The 15,841-nt window shown below is 60.6% G+C and carries 9 protein-coding genes; 7 read left to right on the top strand and 2 right to left on the bottom strand.

Annotation, left to right across the window (positions count from 1 at the left end):
* The gene (locus NTD81_RS20340; protein WP_262184560.1) at window positions 1-1,326 is read right to left on the bottom strand and encodes an LLM class flavin-dependent oxidoreductase; all 1,326 of its coding nucleotides are present in this window, start codon (window positions 1,324-1,326) and stop codon (window positions 1-3) included.
* 72 nt (window positions 1,327-1,398) lie between these two features.
* The gene (locus tag NTD81_RS20335) at window positions 1,399-3,627 is read right to left on the bottom strand and encodes a TonB-dependent receptor (RefSeq protein ID WP_262184559.1); all 2,229 of its coding nucleotides are present in this window, start codon (window positions 3,625-3,627) and stop codon (window positions 1,399-1,401) included.
* A gap of 279 nt (window positions 3,628-3,906) precedes the next feature.
* On the opposite strand from NTD81_RS20335, the gene NTD81_RS20330 reads away from it, so the two are divergent.
* The 7 genes from NTD81_RS20330 to NTD81_RS20300 all read left to right on the top strand — a co-directional run bounded on the left by NTD81_RS20330 (window position 3,907) and on the right by NTD81_RS20300 (window position 15,815).
* Window positions 3,907-4,953, top strand: coding sequence for a LacI family DNA-binding transcriptional regulator (locus tag NTD81_RS20330; RefSeq protein WP_262184558.1), 1,047 nt, complete (start codon window positions 3,907-3,909; stop codon window positions 4,951-4,953).
* Between the two features lie 324 nt (window positions 4,954-5,277).
* The gene (locus NTD81_RS20325; RefSeq protein ID WP_262184557.1) at window positions 5,278-6,951 is read left to right on the top strand and encodes an arylsulfatase; all 1,674 of its coding nucleotides are present in this window, start codon (window positions 5,278-5,280) and stop codon (window positions 6,949-6,951) included.
* A gap of 2 nt (window positions 6,952-6,953) precedes the next feature.
* On the top strand, window positions 6,954-8,030 hold the full coding sequence (locus NTD81_RS20320; RefSeq protein WP_262184556.1) for an ABC transporter substrate-binding protein: 1,077 nt from the start codon (window positions 6,954-6,956) through the stop codon (window positions 8,028-8,030).
* Window positions 8,011-9,618 (top strand): ABC transporter permease, encoded by a 1,608-nt coding sequence (locus tag NTD81_RS20315; protein WP_262184555.1) that lies wholly within the window; start codon window positions 8,011-8,013, stop codon window positions 9,616-9,618. Before NTD81_RS20320 ends, NTD81_RS20315 begins: the two co-directional genes overlap by 20 nt.
* Window positions 9,619-10,087: 469 nt before the next feature.
* Window positions 10,088-11,245 carry an efflux RND transporter periplasmic adaptor subunit gene (locus NTD81_RS20310; RefSeq protein ID WP_262184554.1) on the top strand — a complete coding sequence of 386 codons (1,158 nt, stop codon included), beginning with the start codon at window positions 10,088-10,090 and terminating at the stop codon, window positions 11,243-11,245.
* A complete protein-coding gene (locus NTD81_RS20305; protein ID WP_262184553.1) occupies window positions 11,245-14,382 on the top strand; it encodes an efflux RND transporter permease subunit in 3,138 nt (1,045 codons plus the stop codon). Before NTD81_RS20310 ends, NTD81_RS20305 begins: the two co-directional genes overlap by 1 nt.
* Window positions 14,379-15,815 (top strand): efflux transporter outer membrane subunit, encoded by a 1,437-nt coding sequence (locus NTD81_RS20300; RefSeq protein WP_262184552.1) that lies wholly within the window; start codon window positions 14,379-14,381, stop codon window positions 15,813-15,815. The genes NTD81_RS20305 and NTD81_RS20300 overlap by 4 nt, the downstream gene beginning before the upstream one ends.
* Window positions 15,816-15,841 lie beyond the last annotated feature (26 nt).

Here is a 15,841-nt window from a genome sequence, read left to right as displayed (position 1 = left end):
TCAGGTGAAGTAGGGGTTACGCGGATACGGCAGGCCCAGATGCTCACGCAGGGTGCTGCCCTCATATTCCGTGCGGAACAGGCCACGGCGTTGCAGCTCGGGCACCACTTGCTGGGCGAAGTCCTCCAGGCCCAGGGGCAAGTGCGGCACGAGGATGTTGAAGCCATCGGCGGCGCGGCCTTCAAACCAGCTTTGCAGCTCGTCAGCAATCTGCGTGGCGGTGCCGATCAGCATATGGTGGCCACGGCCACCGGCGATGCGCCGGCCCAGTTGCGCGAGGGTCAGGTTTTCATCCCCCGCCAGCTCAGTGAGCAATTGCTGGCGGCTACGCTGGCCGTTGTCGGTGAGCGGTAAGTCCGGCAGTGGGCCGTCCAGTGGATATGCCGACAGATCGAAATTACCCAGCATGCGCCCCAGCAAGGCGACGCCGACACGGGGCTCGACCAGTTCCTGAAACTCCTCGAATTTTTCCCGCGCCTGGGCCTCGCTGGCGCCGACCACGACAAAGGCGCCGGGCATGATTTTTAGTTCATGCTCCGCACGACCAAACTTGGCCAGGCGGCCTTTTACGTCGGTATAAAACGCCTGAGCTTTGGCCAGCGAAGTTTGCGCGGTAAACACCACTTCGGCGGTTTGCGCGGCCAGCTCGCGGCCGGTTTCCGAAGAGCCCGCTTGGATCAACACGGGCCGACCTTGTGGCGAGCGGGCGACGTTGAGCGGGCCTTTTACGCGAAAGTGCTCGCCTGTGTGATTGAGCACCTGCAACTTGGCTGGGTCATAAAACTGGCCGCTGGCTTGGTCATGCACGAAGGCATCATCCGCCCAGCTGTCCCACAGACCGCGCACCACCTGCTCAAACTCGCGGGCCCGGGCGTAGCGTTCGGCGTGGGGGATATGGGCTTCTCGGCCAAAGTTAAAGGCTTCGGCGGCATCGTCGGAGGTCACCAAGTTCCAGCCGGAGCGGCCAGCGGAAAGATGATCCAGCGAGGCAAATTTACGCGCCACATGGAAGGGTTCGTTGTAGCTGGTGGTGACGGTGCTGATCAGGCCGATGCGCTCAGTCACCGAGCTTAAGGCGGCCAGCAAGGTCAGCGGCTCAAAATTCACCGAACGCGCGAGACGACTGGCGATGATATGGCTCGACGCGGCCACGCTGTCGGCCAAAAACACCGCATCAAACTTGGCGGCCTCGGCCACCTGGGCAGCGCGGCGGTAATCGGCAAACTGCAACGGATTAGGGTTGACGCTGGGGTGGCGCCAGGCGGCGATATGGTGCCCGCCGGCCATTAAAAAGGCGCCCAAACTCATCTGTCGTGTGCTGCTCATAATCGCTCCTGAGTCATCCATAAAGGCCTGCCGACGGCTCTGTGGGCGCGCGGCAGGCGTGAGCACGCAGGCTTAGAAGTCTTTGCGCAGTTGCACCCCGAAGTAACGTTGATCGTCCCGGGCGACGGCGCGGTAGATATAACTGCCGCCGCTGGCCAAGGACTGCGCGTAGGACTTATCCGCCAAGTTCTTGCCCAGCACCGCCACGCGCCAGCCATCGTTGTAATTGGCCAGGGCGACGCTGGCGTTCCAGATGCCATAGGCGCCTTGCACGGTGTCGGGGTTCTGGTCGAGGCTGAACTGCACCTTGTCTTGCCAGCTGTAATCGGTGGCCAGTTCCACGTCCAAGCCGTTACCCAGCGGGATGCTGTAGTCGGCGCGCACGTAAGTCTTCCAATCCGGGGTATAGGGCAAGTGACCGCCATCGATATTGCAGCTGGCGGCAGCGCCCGCCGGGCAGTTGAAGTGATCAATCCGCGCTTTGGTGTAGGCCGCCGCTGCCGACAGTTTGAGTTGGCGCGTGGCCTGCCAACTGGCATCCAGCTCGACGCCTTGGGTCTTGACCTTGCCGGCGTTGATCAGGCGGGTCACCACCTGATTGGCCACGGTGTCGAAGAAGTTGGCCTGGTAGTCGTCGTAGTCGGTATGGAACACCGCGATATTGGCGCTCAGGCGTTTATCCAGCGCCGTGGCCTTTAACCCCACTTCGTAAGAGTCGGACTTCTCGGGCTTCAGCGCTGCGGTGTCACGCGGCTGCATATTGAAGAAGGCGTTGTAGGCCGGGCCTTTGTAGCCACGGGAATAGGTGATGTAGCCGGTCAGGTCAGCCGTAAAGTCATACTGCAAACCGGTGCGGCCGCTAAAGCCGTCTTCATCCACCGAACCTTTGCTCGACGTCGAAGGCTGAATCCCGGTGACGGCCACAGGCGAGGTGGACACACGGCGGTGATCGTACTTGAGGTCGTCATGGGTCCAGCGCAGGCCGAGGATGGCGCGCAGGTCATCGGTGAAGTTAAAGGTGTTCTCGCCGAACAAGGCGAAGCTGTCGTTGGTCACCTTGTAATCAGCCCGGCCGTGGTCGAGCACGCTGGCGTTGGTCGACCAGCGCTGGTAGGTCTCCTCGGAGCGGCCATGGAAGTAATAGGCGCCGAGCACGTACTCGTTGAACTCGCCTTTGGGTGAAGTCAGGCGCAGCTCTTGGGAGAACTGGTTGTAGTCCACTTCGCCTTTGTCATGGGAGGCGGTGACCGGCAACTGCGCGGTGCGATCGCCATCCTGATACTGGGTGTTTTTCCAACCGCGCCAAGCGGTGATGGAGGTCAGGGTGTAGTCACCCAGTTGCCAGTCGGCCTGACCGGAAAGCCCGGTGTTGGTGTCGTTGACGTGGGTGTTGAAGTCGTTGACCACTTTGCGGCTATGGGTGCCGGGGCTGACGGGGCGCAATTGATTGGTAAAGGCGGCGCTGCTGGAGGACGTGATCACGCCATTGGGCAGGGTGTCTTCGCTGTCTAGATAGTCGCCGATCAGGGTGAATTTGAAGGCCTCATTCGGCTCAAACTCCAGCTTGCCGCGCACGCCCTTGCGGTTATAGCCGTTGACGTCATGGCCGTTGTAGACGTTCTTCACGTTGCCGTCGTAGTCGCCCCACAGGGTGCTCAGCGAACCTTTGAGGGTATCGGTCAGGCGCCCACCGATGCCAAAGCGCAGACGGTTTTCGTTGCCGCCGCCGTAGTGGGAATAATCGACATAGCCGTGGGTTTGCTCCGGCGCATCCTGGCTGATGATGTTCAGCACGCCCGCCGAGGCATTCTTGCCGAACAACGTGCCTTGCGGGCCGCGCAGCACTTCGATGCGCTGCACATCGAGCAAGTCCAGAGTCGACTGGCCCGGACGGCCAAGCACCACGCCATCGATCACCGTGGCCACGGTCGGTTCAACCCCCGGTGAAGTGGAAATGGTGCCGACACCCCGGATAAACAGCGAAGTGTCTTTGTTCGAGGCACTGGCGCGGTAATTCAGGGTCGGCACCTGCTGCGCGATGCTGGCCACGCTGTTGCGGTTCTCCCGCTCCAGTTGCTCGCCGTCGACCACCGATACCGCCACCGGCACTTCTTGCAGGCTTACCTCGCGACGGGTGGCCGTGACAGTCACGGTGTTGAGGCTGGTCAGTTGTTCTTGATTGGCGTCCTCGGCGTGCAGGTTTTGCCCGAGCGCGCTCAGTAATACCGTGCTGACCAAGGCGCTGCGCCGGGCCAAGTGCCTTGGCGGATGAGGAAGAAGAAAGTTAGCGGGGATGCTCATAAATGCTCTGCCCTGTTGTGCCAGACGAAGCCCTAGTGCTGGGCCTTTAATTACCGCTACCGGGTCTGGTCTCGCTCGTACGAGTGGCAGTGCTGAGGATGCGGCTGCGATGCGCTTGTTAGCGCTAACATCATCAGTATCTGGATACAGCTCTTAGGCCGTCCAATATTTAAAAATTTTATTCTTATTCCACTAAACAGGATTTTGCGTGCCATTTCGCAATCTTTTGTTAGCGCTAACAATGGGTTAAGGTTGGCTTCCCTAGGGCAGGAATTCAGCATGAGCAAGGCTCCATCCCCCATCCGCAAACGCCGTGGCGCCGGCCGTGTGACCTTGGCTGAAGTGGCCAAGCTGGCCGGTGTTTCGGCGATTAGCGTGTCGCGCTACTTCAACCAGCCCGAGCAGGTTTCAGCGCAGCTGCGCGAGCGCATTCAGGCGGTGGTGGCGGATGTGGGTTATGTACCGAATATGGTTGCCGGCGGCCTGGCCTCGGCGCGGGGCAAGATTGTCGGGATGGTCATCCCCAATATCTCCGGGCCGATCTTTGCCCAGACCATCCAAGCCTTTAGCGACACCCTGAGCCGCCACGGCTACCAACTGCTGCTGGCCTCCAGTTATTTCAGCGAAGAGCAAGAAGAAAGCGCAGTGCGCGCCTTTCTGGGATGGTCGCCGGCAGCGCTGGTGGTGACCAGTCACTTCCATAGTGCGGGCACCGAGAAACTGCTTAGCGAGGCCGATATCCCCGTGGTGGAAATCTGGGATTACCGCCCCGAGCGTGCGCCGCTGCAGATCGGCTTCGCGCATTACCAAGTCGGCGTGCAGGCCTGCCAATACCTGCTGGATAAGGGTTATCAGCGCATCGCCTTTGTGCAGAACAGCGCCGCCGGCGACTACAGCGCGCTGGAGCGCCGTGACGGTTATGCCGCCACCCTGCGTAGCGCGGGCCGCGAGCCCTGGGTGTTCGTCCCGGCCGCCTCGGCCAGTGCCTTTGAGGCCGGCAAGCAAGCCATGGACGCCCTCACCCGCCGCTCGCCACGGCCCGATGCGATTATCTTCGCCAACGACAACCTGGCCGCTGGCGGTCTGCTCGCCGCACAGCGGGCCGGCCTGAAGATGCCCGAGGACATCGCCGTAGTCGGCTTTGGTGACTATCCCTTTGCCGAGATGCTGTTGCCGAGCCTGACCACCGTGCGCCCGCCGTCACGCGAGATCGGCGAGCTGGCCGCCCTGCGTGTGCTGCAAGCCTTGGACAGCGCGCCGTTAGAGGATGAGCTGCAACGGCTGAATCTGCTGCACTGCGAGCTAATCGCCCGGGAAAGCGCCTAGCCCGCCTATTGGCGAGCCAGGCATTAACGCGCCCGCCTGTTCTGCCCTGCCCGCAAACGGTCGCAAGCCCGCTCTAGAGCGCTAGCCCTAGGCCGCAGACTGGGCATGCCCGTGGCGCATTAAAAATATTCCGCCAAAGCATTGGCCTGGTCAGCGGCAGCCCTTTAAAAAAGACGCCTTAGTACCAGAAAGCATTGGCTAGGGTTTTTATATGCTTTTTAGCTAGATAGGCCTGCTCGGCAGCGCTAAGCCCCCACCCCTTATCCCTTGCTCCCCATCGCCACCCATCAGCCCAGTGCACGGGCTTAGAAGAATGAGAACTGTATGAGCAGCCGTCCTAATGTTCTGCTGATCGTCGCTGACGATTTGGGTTTTTCCGATCTCGGTGCCTTTGGCAGCGAAATCGCTACGCCAAACCTCGATGCCTTGGCCTTGCAGGGCCTGCGCCTGACTGACTTCCACGCCGCCAGCGCCTGCTCCCCCACCCGCGCCATGTTGCTCACCGGCACCGACCATCACCTGGCCGGGATCGGCGCCATGGCCGAGTTCAGCGATGAAACCATTCGCCGCCATCCTGGCTACGAAGGCCATCTCAACCAACGCGTAGTGACCATCGCCGAGCTGCTGCGCGATGCCGGTTATCACACGCTGATCTCGGGCAAATGGCACCTGGGCCGCAGCGCGCAAACCTCCGCCGCGGCCCGGGGCTTTGAGCGCTCGTTTATTCTCGAAGGCGCGGCGCATAACCACTTCAACTGGTCGCCACCGGTGCCGCCACACAAGATGCCGCGCCTGTTGCATGCGGTGGATGGCACCTACCGCGAAGGGTTAGAGGCGATCAGCGAACTGCCCCAGGACTTCTACTCCTCGACGAGCTTCACTACGCGCCTGCTCCAGTACTTACAGGAGCGCCCGCAAGATGAGCAGCGCCCGTTCTTTGCTTATCTGCCGTTTTCGGCGCCGCACTTTCCCTTGCAGGCGCCGGATGAACTGATCGCTAAATACCGTGGCCGCTATGACGCCGGCCCCGGCGTGCTGCGCGAGGAGCGCCTGGCCAAGCTCAAAGAGTTGGGCTTAGTAGCAGAGGAGGTTGAGGCGCACCCGGTGGTGGCCAATACCCCGGAATGGGATGCGCTGGATGAACAGGGCCGCCAGCAATCGGCCAAGGCTATGGAGGTGTACGCGGCGATGGTCGAGAGCCTCGACCAGAACGTTGGCCGCGTGGTCGAGTACCTGCGCAGCAGCGGCGAGCTGGACAACACCCTGGTGATTTTCCTCTCCGATAACGGCGCCGAAGGTGCAGCGCTGGAAGCCCTGCCCATTATTGGCAAGCGGGTGCAGAGCTTTATCCACAAGCACTACGACAACAGCATCGGCAATATTGGCCGGCCCAACTCCTATGTGTGGTATGGCCCCCATTGGGCGCAGGCGGCCACCGCGCCGTCGCGGCAGTTCAAATTGTTTACCAGTCAGGGCGGCATCCGCGTGCCGGCCTTTATTACCTGGCCGGGCTTGCAGCGCCAAGGGGCGATCAGCCATGACTTCGCCACGGTGATGGACATCGTGCCGACCTTATTAGAGCTGGCCGGTGCCGAGCATCCCGGCACGCAGTACCAGGGCCGGGCGGTGCTGCCCGTACGCGGCCGTTCCATGCTCAGCTACCTGCAAGGCCATAGCCCCCAGGTACATGACGATGAGGTCAGCACCGGCTGGGAGCTGTTCCGCAGCCGCGCGATTCGCCAGGGGCAATGGAAGGCGTTGTTTATCCCCAAGCCCAATGGTCCCGGACGCTGGCAGCTGTACAACCTGAAAAATGACCCCGGCGAGATCCACGACTTAGCCGAGACTGAGCCGCAGCGTTTGGCGAAACTCATCGAGCAGTGGCAACGCTATGTCGATGAAACCGGGGTGGTCGAGTTTGGCTATCCGGGGCGTTTATTGCGTGAACTGGGGCGCGGCATCATCCGCTTGTTTACCCGCCAACCGAGGACGCTCTGACCATGGCCCGTCCCGCACCACTTTTCGCCGCGCTGCTGTTCGCTGTACTCGCCACGCTGGGCTTAGGCTCTGCCCAAGCCAGCGAGACGCCCAAGGTGATTCGTATCGCCGTGCCCGACGCCAGCGCCGGCGCACACCCCAGCAGCGGCACGGCGGCGCTGGATTACCTCTACACAAAGCACTTGTTCGAGCAGGAGTTTGCCAAGGACGGCATCGAGATCCGCTGGGCCTTCTTTAAAAACGCCGGCCCCGCGATCAACGAAGCACTGGCCAACGAGCAAGTCGACATTGCCTATCTGGGCGACCTGGCGGCGATTATTGGCACGGCCGCCGGCAATCAAACCCGCCTGCTCGCTGCCAGCAGCCGTGGCCTCAATGGCTACCTCGGTGTGGTGCCGGGCAGCGGCCATACGAGTTTGGAGTCGCTGCGCGGTAAAACCATCGGTGTCTGGCTGGGCACGGCCATGCACTTGTCCTTTGAGGCAATGCTTAGCCGTCAGGGCTTTACCGATGCCGACTTTAATCTGATCAACTTGGACGGCGGCGCGGCACTGGCGGCACTGGCGGCCAAGCGGGTGGATGCGGTGTGGAGCGCTGCCGGCATGTTGGTCTTGCGCAGCCGCGGCCTGGCGGAAATTCCACTGTCGACCCAAGGCGGCGATGGCGCCGGCACCTTGGCGGGGACCATGCTCGGCGCCACGCCCTTTGTTGAGCGCTACCCCGAGATAGTCGCGCGCTTGGTGCGCTTGCAGGTCGAGGCGGCGCACTGGAGTTCGATCCCCGGCAACGAGCAGGCGGTGGTGGATTTGCTCACCCAGCAGATCAACCTGCCGCGCGACATCATGAGCCAGGAGCTGCAAGGCGAACCCTTGGCCCAGCGCAACTCGCCGCTGCTGGATAGCTACTTTATTCAGCACCTGCAATTCGGCGCCAACGCGGCGCTTAAGCAGCAGCTGATCCGGCGCCCGGTGGATGTGCAGCAATGGGCCGAGCCGCGCTTTCTTGAGCAGGCCTTAAACCAACTCAATCTGACGAATTACTGGCAGCAACGGGAGGCGTATGTCGATCCTTGGCACTGAAACGCGCAGCCTGCGCCTGCCTCACTGGCAGGTCCAGCCAAGCCCGGCCCTGCTCGGACTCATCCTGCCATTGGCGTTGTTGTTGCTGTGGTGGCTGGCCTCCAGCCGCTACTGGATGCCGCAACAAATCCTGCCACTGCCGTCCTTGGTCTGGCACACCGCGCAGCAGCTATGGCACAGCGGCGGCTTGGCGCAGTTGGGCATCAGCTTGCTGTTACTGGTCAAGGGCCTGCTGTATGGCGTGATCGGCGGCGCCTTGATTGGCGTGACCATGGGCTTAAGCCGGCGCGCCGAAGACCTTATCGCCCCGAGCTTTTACGCCTTCGCGCAGATTCCCTCGCTGGCGTGGATTCCCCTGCTGATCGTCTATCTAGGCATTGGCGACGGACTCAAATTGTTTTTGATCTTTAAAGCAGTGGTGGTGCCGGTGGCGGTGCATGTGCAAGTGGGCGTGCGCGATGTGCCGGCGCTGCTGCGCGAGTCGGCGGCAGTGTTGCGTCTGCCTTGGTACCTGCGCCTGTGGCGGCTGACCTTACCTGCGGCGCTGCCCGCGCTGCTCACGGGCCTGCGCCTGGCCCTGACCGCCGCCTGGATGACCCTGATTGCGGTGGAGCTGCTGGCCTCCAGCAATGGCATCGGCTACCTGATGGTTTGGGGGCGGCAACTGTTTCAACTGGATTTGGTGTTCGTCTGCATCCTGATCATTGGCCTGACCGGCTGGTTGATGGATCGCGGCATCCATAGCCTCGACAGCCTGCTGATCCGCTGGCCACGCCCGCCTTTAGCGGCCCACGGGCGGCGCGGCAATACTCAAGGCTGGGCGTGGTGGGCGCAGCAAATCCGCCGCTGGCTGATCCCCGTGCTGTTTATTGGCGGCTGGAGTGCGCTGGTCAATAGCGGCCGGGTCAATCCGGCAATCCTGCCCTCGCCGGCGATCATCCTGCATACCGCCTGGCAAGAACTGCTCAACGGCAGCCTGAGCGCCGCCATTGGCTGGAGCCTGTGGCGCAGCTTGCTCGGTTTGCTGCTGGGCAGCAGTTTGGGGATTATCGTCGGCTTGCTATTGGGCTTATGGCGCCCTCTGGAGCATCTGCTGGCGCCGAGCTTGGCGGCATTTCGGCAAGTGGCGTTGTTCGCCTGGGTGCCGTTAATCACCGCTTGGGCCGGTATTTATGACTTCGCCAAGGTGGTGTTTATTGCCCTTGCCGCTTTCTTGCCGGTGTATCTAGCGACCTGGCGCGGCGTGGCCAACCGCTCGAAGCAACTGGATGAAGTCGCCAGCACCTTGCGCCTAAGTTTTGCTCAGCGCTTGGTTCGCTTGATTTTGCCCGGCGCGCTGCCATCGATTTTCGCAGGTCTGCGTTTGGCGCTTATATATGCCTGGCTGGGTTCATTGGGCGCGGAATACTTCATGAACTCTGGCATTGGCATCGGCAGTTATATGCTCGGCGCACAGCAGAAGTTTGAAATGGCCAAGGTATTTGCCGGCATGGTGGTGGTTGGTTTGCTGGGTGCCTTACTCTCCGCTCTTGGCCAACGGCTGGAGCTAAGTGCCAGCCGTTGGCGGCAAGCCGGGCGCAGTGGCTAACGCGCAATAGCTGACTGGTGGTTCTGAAACAGAGCCGCCAGTCGTCGCACAACCCTAATGTCATACATGGCTGGCCGACGGCTGATCTACACTGAAAAGTTGCACATCTAACTGCACTTCTTAATTGAAGATTGACGGCACCGCTAAACCAAGCAGATATTTCTGCAAACTAACGATTTGTAACGCTAAATTTCTATCGTGAACATTCTGTCACACCCAATCACTAACCTTTTATGTGCGCGGGATGCACCACTGAAGCCTTTTTATTGCGGGGCAACAGACCGCTTTCAAGAGCTGGGAATACACCAGTAGTTGCCTTGAACATGGCTCAAATACAGGCTTTGCTGCAAGTATTAGGCGAACTTGGATGCTAACAAACATACAAGATTGTCTGTATAATCGCCGCCCATGGCGAACCACCGCCTTCTCCAGCCCATTCGGGGTCGATCAGAACAATGAGGTTCCTTAGATGCTCTCGAAGCCAACCTTCGCCGTATTGGTTTCCGCCGTCACGCTGACGGCTCTTACCCTTACAGCCTGTAAAGAAGCTTCCGCACCGCCCCCACAGCAGACTCCTCAAGTGGGTGTGGTTACGCTGCAAACTCAACCCTACGCTTTGACCACCCAACTCCCAGGGCGCACCAGCGCCTATCGCATCGCCGAGGTGCGGCCACAGGTCAACGGTATTTTGCAGAAGCGCCTATTCTCCGAAGGATCGGACGTTAAAGCGGGTCAACAGCTGTATCAGATCGACCCCGCAACTTATCAAGCTACTTATAAAAGCACCCAAGCTACTGAGCTTTCCGCCAGCGCTTTGGCCAAACGTTATGAGCTGCTCGTTAAAGACAAAGCAGTCAGCCAACAAGCCTACGACGAAGCCCGCGCCGCCGCCCTGCAAGCCCAAGCAGCGGTAGAGCAGGCGCAGATCGACCTGCGCTACACCAAGGTGCTTGCACCTATCAGCGGTCGTATCGGTCGGTCGTTGTCCACTGAAGGTGCGCTGGTCAGCAACGCCCAAGCGAACGCCCTGGCCACCATCCAACAGCTCGATCCGATTTACGTCGACGTTACCCAGTCGACCAAAGAGCTGCTGACGCTGCGCAAAGAACTGAGCGATGGCCGCCTGAGCCAAGCCGGTGACAACGCCGCTAAAGTACGCCTGAAACTGGAAGACGGCAGCACCTTCGCCCACGAAGGCAAGCTGGAGTTCTCCGATGTGAGCGTGGATGAAGGCACTGGCTCGGTAATCCTGCGGGCCGTGTTCCCCAACCCTGATCACCTGCTGCTGCCCGGCATGTATGTGCAGGCGGAGTTGGTCACCGGGGTGAATCAACAAGCCATCCTGGCACCGCAACAAGGCATCACCCGTAACTCCAAAGGCGAAGCGACAGCCATGGTGGTCAACGACAAAAACATCGTTGAAGCCCGCGTCCTGCAAGCCGAGCGCACCAGCGGCAGCACCTGGCTGGTCAATGCAGGTCTAAAAAGTGGTGACCGTTTGATCACCCAAGGTCTGCAGTACATCAAGCCGGGGGTTGAAGTGAACGCACAACCTGCGGACAACCTCGGCAAGCCTCAATCCGAGCCGAAACCAGCTAGCAGCGAAGGCGCGACGGAGAGCAACTGATGTCGAAGTTTTTTATTGATCGCCCCATTTTCGCCTGGGTAATTGCCCTGGTGATTATGCTGGCGGGCGGCTTGTCGATCCTCAAGCTGCCGATCAACCAATACCCCAGCATCGCGCCACCCGCTGTCAGTATCGCCGTGACCTACCCAGGTGCTTCTGCGCAAACCGTGCAGGACACCGTGGTCCAGGTGATCGAACAGCAAATGAACGGTATCGATGGTCTGCGCTACATCAGCTCGTCGAGTAACTCCGACGGCAGCATGGAGATCATCGTTACCTTCGAGCAAGGGGTTAACCCGGACATTGCTCAGGTCCAGGTGCAGAACAAACTGCAACTGGCTACCCCGCTGCTGCCGCAAGAAGTGCAGCAACAGGGTATCCGCGTGACCAAGTCGGTGCGTAACTTCCTGATGGTAATTGGCCTGGTGTCCGAAGACGGCAGCATGGACAAGAACGACCTGGCGGACTACGTCGTATCCAACCTGCAGGACCCGCTGTCGCGGACCAAGGGTGTGGGTGACTTCCAGGTGTTCGGTACCCAGTACGCCATGCGTATCTGGCTCGACCCAGCCAAGCTGACCAACTTTGCCCTGACTCCGGTGGATGTACGCCAAGCCATTCTGGCGCAGAACGTACAGATTTCTTCCGGCCAACTGGGTGGCAAGCCGGCGATTAAAGATCAGCAACTGACCGCAACGATCATCGGTAAGACCCGCCTGCAAACCCCGGAAGAATTCGCCAAGATCATCCTCAAAGCCAACCCCGACGGTTCGTTGGTACGTATGGGCGACGTGGCGAGAATCGAACTGGGCGGCGAAAACTACAGTATCGATGCGGAGTACAACGGCAAACCCGCGACGGGTATCGCACTGAAGCTGGCCACCGGCGCTAACGCCCTGGAAACCGCCAAGGCAGTACGGGCCACCATCGGTGAGCTGGAGCCATTCTTCCCGCCAGGGATGAAAGTGGTTTACCCGTATGACACCACTCCGGTTATCTCCGAGTCGATCGAAGGCGTAGTACACACCCTGTTCGAAGCCATCGTGCTGGTCTTCTTGGTGATGTACCTGTTCCTGCAAAACATCCGCGCCACCATCATCCCGACGTTGGCGGTACCGGTCGTATTGCTGGGTACCTTCGGTATCCTCGCGGCATTTGGCTTCACCATTAACACCCTGACCATGTTCGCCATGATTCTGGCCATCGGCCTCTTGGTGGACGACGCCATTGTGGTGGTGGAAAACGTCGAACGGGTGATGAGCGAGGAAGGTCTCTCGCCAGTCGAAGCCACGCGTAAATCCATGGGCCAGATCCAAGGCGCACTGGTCGGTATCGGCCTGGTGCTGTCGGCGGTATTTATCCCCATGGCGTTCTTCCCCGGCTCTACGGGGGTGATCTATAAACAGTTCTCCATCACCATTGTCTCGGCCATGTCCCTGTCGGTGTTGGTGGCTCTGGTGTTCACTCCGGCGCTGTGCGCCACCTTGCTCAAGCCCCACGATGAAGGCCATGAGAAAGGCAAGCGCGGCTTCTTTGGCTGGTTTAACCGCACCTTTGAACGCGGCGTGCAGCGTTATGAAAATGGCGTGCGCCACGTGGTTACCCGCAAGGCGCCCTATGTCCTGCTGTATCTGGTGATCGTGGCGATCATGGTGTGGATGTTTGCCAAGATCCCGTCCTCGTTCCTCCCCGACGAAGACCAAGGCGTACTGTTCGCCCAGGTACAAACGCCGGCAGGCTCCAGTGCGGCACGCACCTATGAAGTCGTGAGCAAAATGCGCGACTACCTACTCACCGAAGAAACTGACACCGTGCGCTCGGTGTTTGCGGTCAACGGCTTTAACTTCGCTGGTCGTGGACAAAGCTCGGCGATGGCCTTTATCGGTCTCAAGCCTTGGGCTGACCGTGAAGACCCCGAATCCACGGTATTTGCCTTGGCGCAACGGGCACAAAAACACTTCTTTGGCTTTAACGATGCCATGGTGTTTGCCTTCGCTCCGCCAGCGGTAATGGAACTGGGTAACGCCACCGGCTTTAACCTGTTCCTGCAAGACCGCTCCGGCATTGGTCACGAGGCCCTCAACGCGGCGTTGTATCAGTTCCTCGGCATGGCTTCGCAAAGCCCGATCCTGGCGCAGGTGCGGCCTAACGGCCTGGCTGACGAACCGCAGTACCAACTGTTGATCGATAACGAAAAAGCCAGCGCCCAAGGCGTGTCCCTGGCCGATATCGACCAAACCCTGTCGACGGCTTGGGGTAGTGGTTACGTCAACGACTTTATCGACCGTGGCCGGGTGAAGAAGGTGTATGTCCAGGGCATCCAAGAAGCACGGATGAACCCGGAAGACCTGAACAAATGGTATGTGCGCAATGCCGACGGCAAAATGGTGCCTTTCAGCGCCTTTGCCAGCGGTAAGTGGATCTACGGTTCGCCGAAGCTAGCCCGTTACAACGGTGTACTGGCTGCGGAAATCCTCGGTGCCGCGGCGCCTGGGCACAGTACCGGTGAGGCCATGGCCGAAGTCGAAAGAATCGCCAAGCAACTGCCGCCGGGTGTGGGCATCGCCTGGACCGGGCTGTCTTACGAGGAACGTATGGCCGGTGACCAAACCACCGCGCTGTATGCCCTGTCGCTGCTGGTAGTGTTCCTCTGCCTGGCCGCACTGTATGAGAGCTGGTCGATTCCGTTCGCGGTGATTCTGGTGGTGCCGCTGGGGGTAATTGGCGCCCTGCTCGCTACCTACGGCCGTGACTTAACCAACGACGTGTACTTCAAAATCGGCTTGCTGACGACCATCGGTCTGTCAGCACGAAACGCCATTTTGATCGTCGAATTCGCCAAGGATTTGCACGAACAGGGCATGAGTTTGGTCGAGGCCGCCGCCGAAGCTTGCCGCATGCGCTTACGCCCGATTGTGATGACGTCCCTGGCGTTTATCCTCGGCGTGGTGCCGCTGGCGATCTCCACTGGCGCCGGCTCGGGCAGTAAACACGCAATCGGTACCGGGGTAATCGGCGGCATGCTGACCGCACTGGTGCTGGCCATTTTCTGGGTGCCCATGTTCTACGTACTGGTTAGCTCATTGTTTAAGACAAAGCCCAAGGATGGCGATGACGATAAGGAGGCCCTGCAATGAAGCAGTCGCTTATAGCCTTGGCCGTGAGCGCTAGCCTGCTCAGCGGTTGCAGCCTGATTCCGGACTACCTGCGCCCTGCTGCTCCGATCGAGCAGCAGTGGCCGGAAGGCGCGGCACAACAAGCAGTCAATGCCCAGCAAAAAGATGCCGCACAGCCCCTGAGCTGGCAGGCGTTCTTCCTTGATCCGGCCCTGCGCCAGCTCGTTGATGTCGCGCTGCAGAATAACCGCGACCTGCGCGTTGCCGCCCTGAACGTGGATGCCTTCCGCTCGCTGTATCGCATTCAGCGCGCCGAGCTGTTCCCGCAAGTGGGCGCCAACGTCAATGGCAGCCGGCAGCGTATGCCGGCTGACCTGAACGGTGGCAGTGCCGGGATTAACGGCCAGTACAGCGCCACCCTGGGCGTTAGCGCCTGGGAGCTGGACTTCTTTGGCCGCATCCGCAGCCTCAATGAGCAGGCGCTGCAACAGTACTTCGCCACCGAGCAAGCCGCACGCGGCGCGCAACTCAGCCTGATTGGCAGCGTTGCCGAGGCCTACCTGCAATGGCAGGCCGACCGCACCCAGCTGCAAGTGACCCAGGACACCTTGAAGACGTTCGAGGACAGCTATCAACTGACCAAGCGCAGCTTTGATGTCGGCGTCGCCGATGCCATGGCCCTGAGCCAAGCGCAGTCGGCAGTGGACAGCGCCCGCGTCAGCCTGACCCAGTTCCAGCGTCTGGTTGAGCTGGATCGCAACGCCCTGGTGCAGTTGCTCGGCACGACCCTGCCTAACAACCTGCCAGAAGGCCTGCCGCTGGATGCCACGCTGCTGGCCGAAGTGCCGGCTGGCCTGCCCTCGGACCTGCTGCAACGTCGCCCCGACGTGCTGCAAGCCGAACACTCGTTGCTGGCCGCCAACGCCAACATCGGTGCCGCGCGGGCCGCGTTCTTCCCCAGCATCAGCCTGACCGCCAATGCCGGGACCGCGAGCAACCAACTGTCCGGTCTGTTTGAGGGGGGTTCCGGGACCTGGCTGTTCCAACCGCAGATCAACCTGCCGATCTTCACCGCTGGCAGCCTGAGCGCTAACCTCGACTACGCCAAACTGCAGAAACAAGTGCAGGTCGCGCAGTACGAGAAGAGTATTCAGGTGGCCTTCCGCGAGGTTTCGGATCGACTGGTATCGCGCACCACTTACCAGTCCCAGGTCGAGGCGCAGCGGCAATTGGTCAAGACCAACGAGACGTACTTTGACCTAGCCGAACGCCGCTACCAATCCGGCGTCGACAGCTACCTGACCTTGCTCGATGCCCAGCGTCAGCTGTTCAGCGCACGTCTGTCGCTGGTCAACGACCGCTTGGCGCAGTTGGTCAGCGAGGTGAACCTGTACACCGCCTTAGGCGGCGACTGGACCACCCCGGTGCCGGCCAGCCCGGTCGCCAGCAACTAAACAACAACCCCCGCCAAGTGCGGGGG

Source organism: Pseudomonas sp. 5P_3.1_Bac2, from assembly GCF_025465995.1.
GTDB lineage: Bacteria > Pseudomonadota > Gammaproteobacteria > Pseudomonadales > Pseudomonadaceae > Aquipseudomonas.
This window is presented reverse-complemented; position numbering and strand designations above follow the sequence as displayed.

Coding starts and splice junctions, on each gene's coding strand:
- NTD81_RS20340 (WP_262184560.1), bottom strand. CDS start 1,326: ATGAGCAGCACACGACAGATGAGTTTGGGCGCCTTTTTAATGGCCGGC.
- NTD81_RS20335 (WP_262184559.1), bottom strand. CDS start 3,627: ATGAGCATCCCCGCTAACTTTCTTCTTCCTCATCCGCCAAGGCACTTG.
- NTD81_RS20330 (WP_262184558.1), top strand. CDS start 3,907: ATGAGCAAGGCTCCATCCCCCATCCGCAAACGCCGTGGCGCCGGCCGT.
- NTD81_RS20325 (WP_262184557.1), top strand. CDS start 5,278: ATGAGCAGCCGTCCTAATGTTCTGCTGATCGTCGCTGACGATTTGGGT.
- NTD81_RS20320 (WP_262184556.1), top strand. CDS start 6,954: ATGGCCCGTCCCGCACCACTTTTCGCCGCGCTGCTGTTCGCTGTACTC.
- NTD81_RS20315 (WP_262184555.1), top strand. CDS start 8,011: ATGTCGATCCTTGGCACTGAAACGCGCAGCCTGCGCCTGCCTCACTGG.
- NTD81_RS20310 (WP_262184554.1), top strand. CDS start 10,088: ATGCTCTCGAAGCCAACCTTCGCCGTATTGGTTTCCGCCGTCACGCTG.
- NTD81_RS20305 (WP_262184553.1), top strand. CDS start 11,245: ATGTCGAAGTTTTTTATTGATCGCCCCATTTTCGCCTGGGTAATTGCC.
- NTD81_RS20300 (WP_262184552.1), top strand. CDS start 14,379: ATGAAGCAGTCGCTTATAGCCTTGGCCGTGAGCGCTAGCCTGCTCAGC.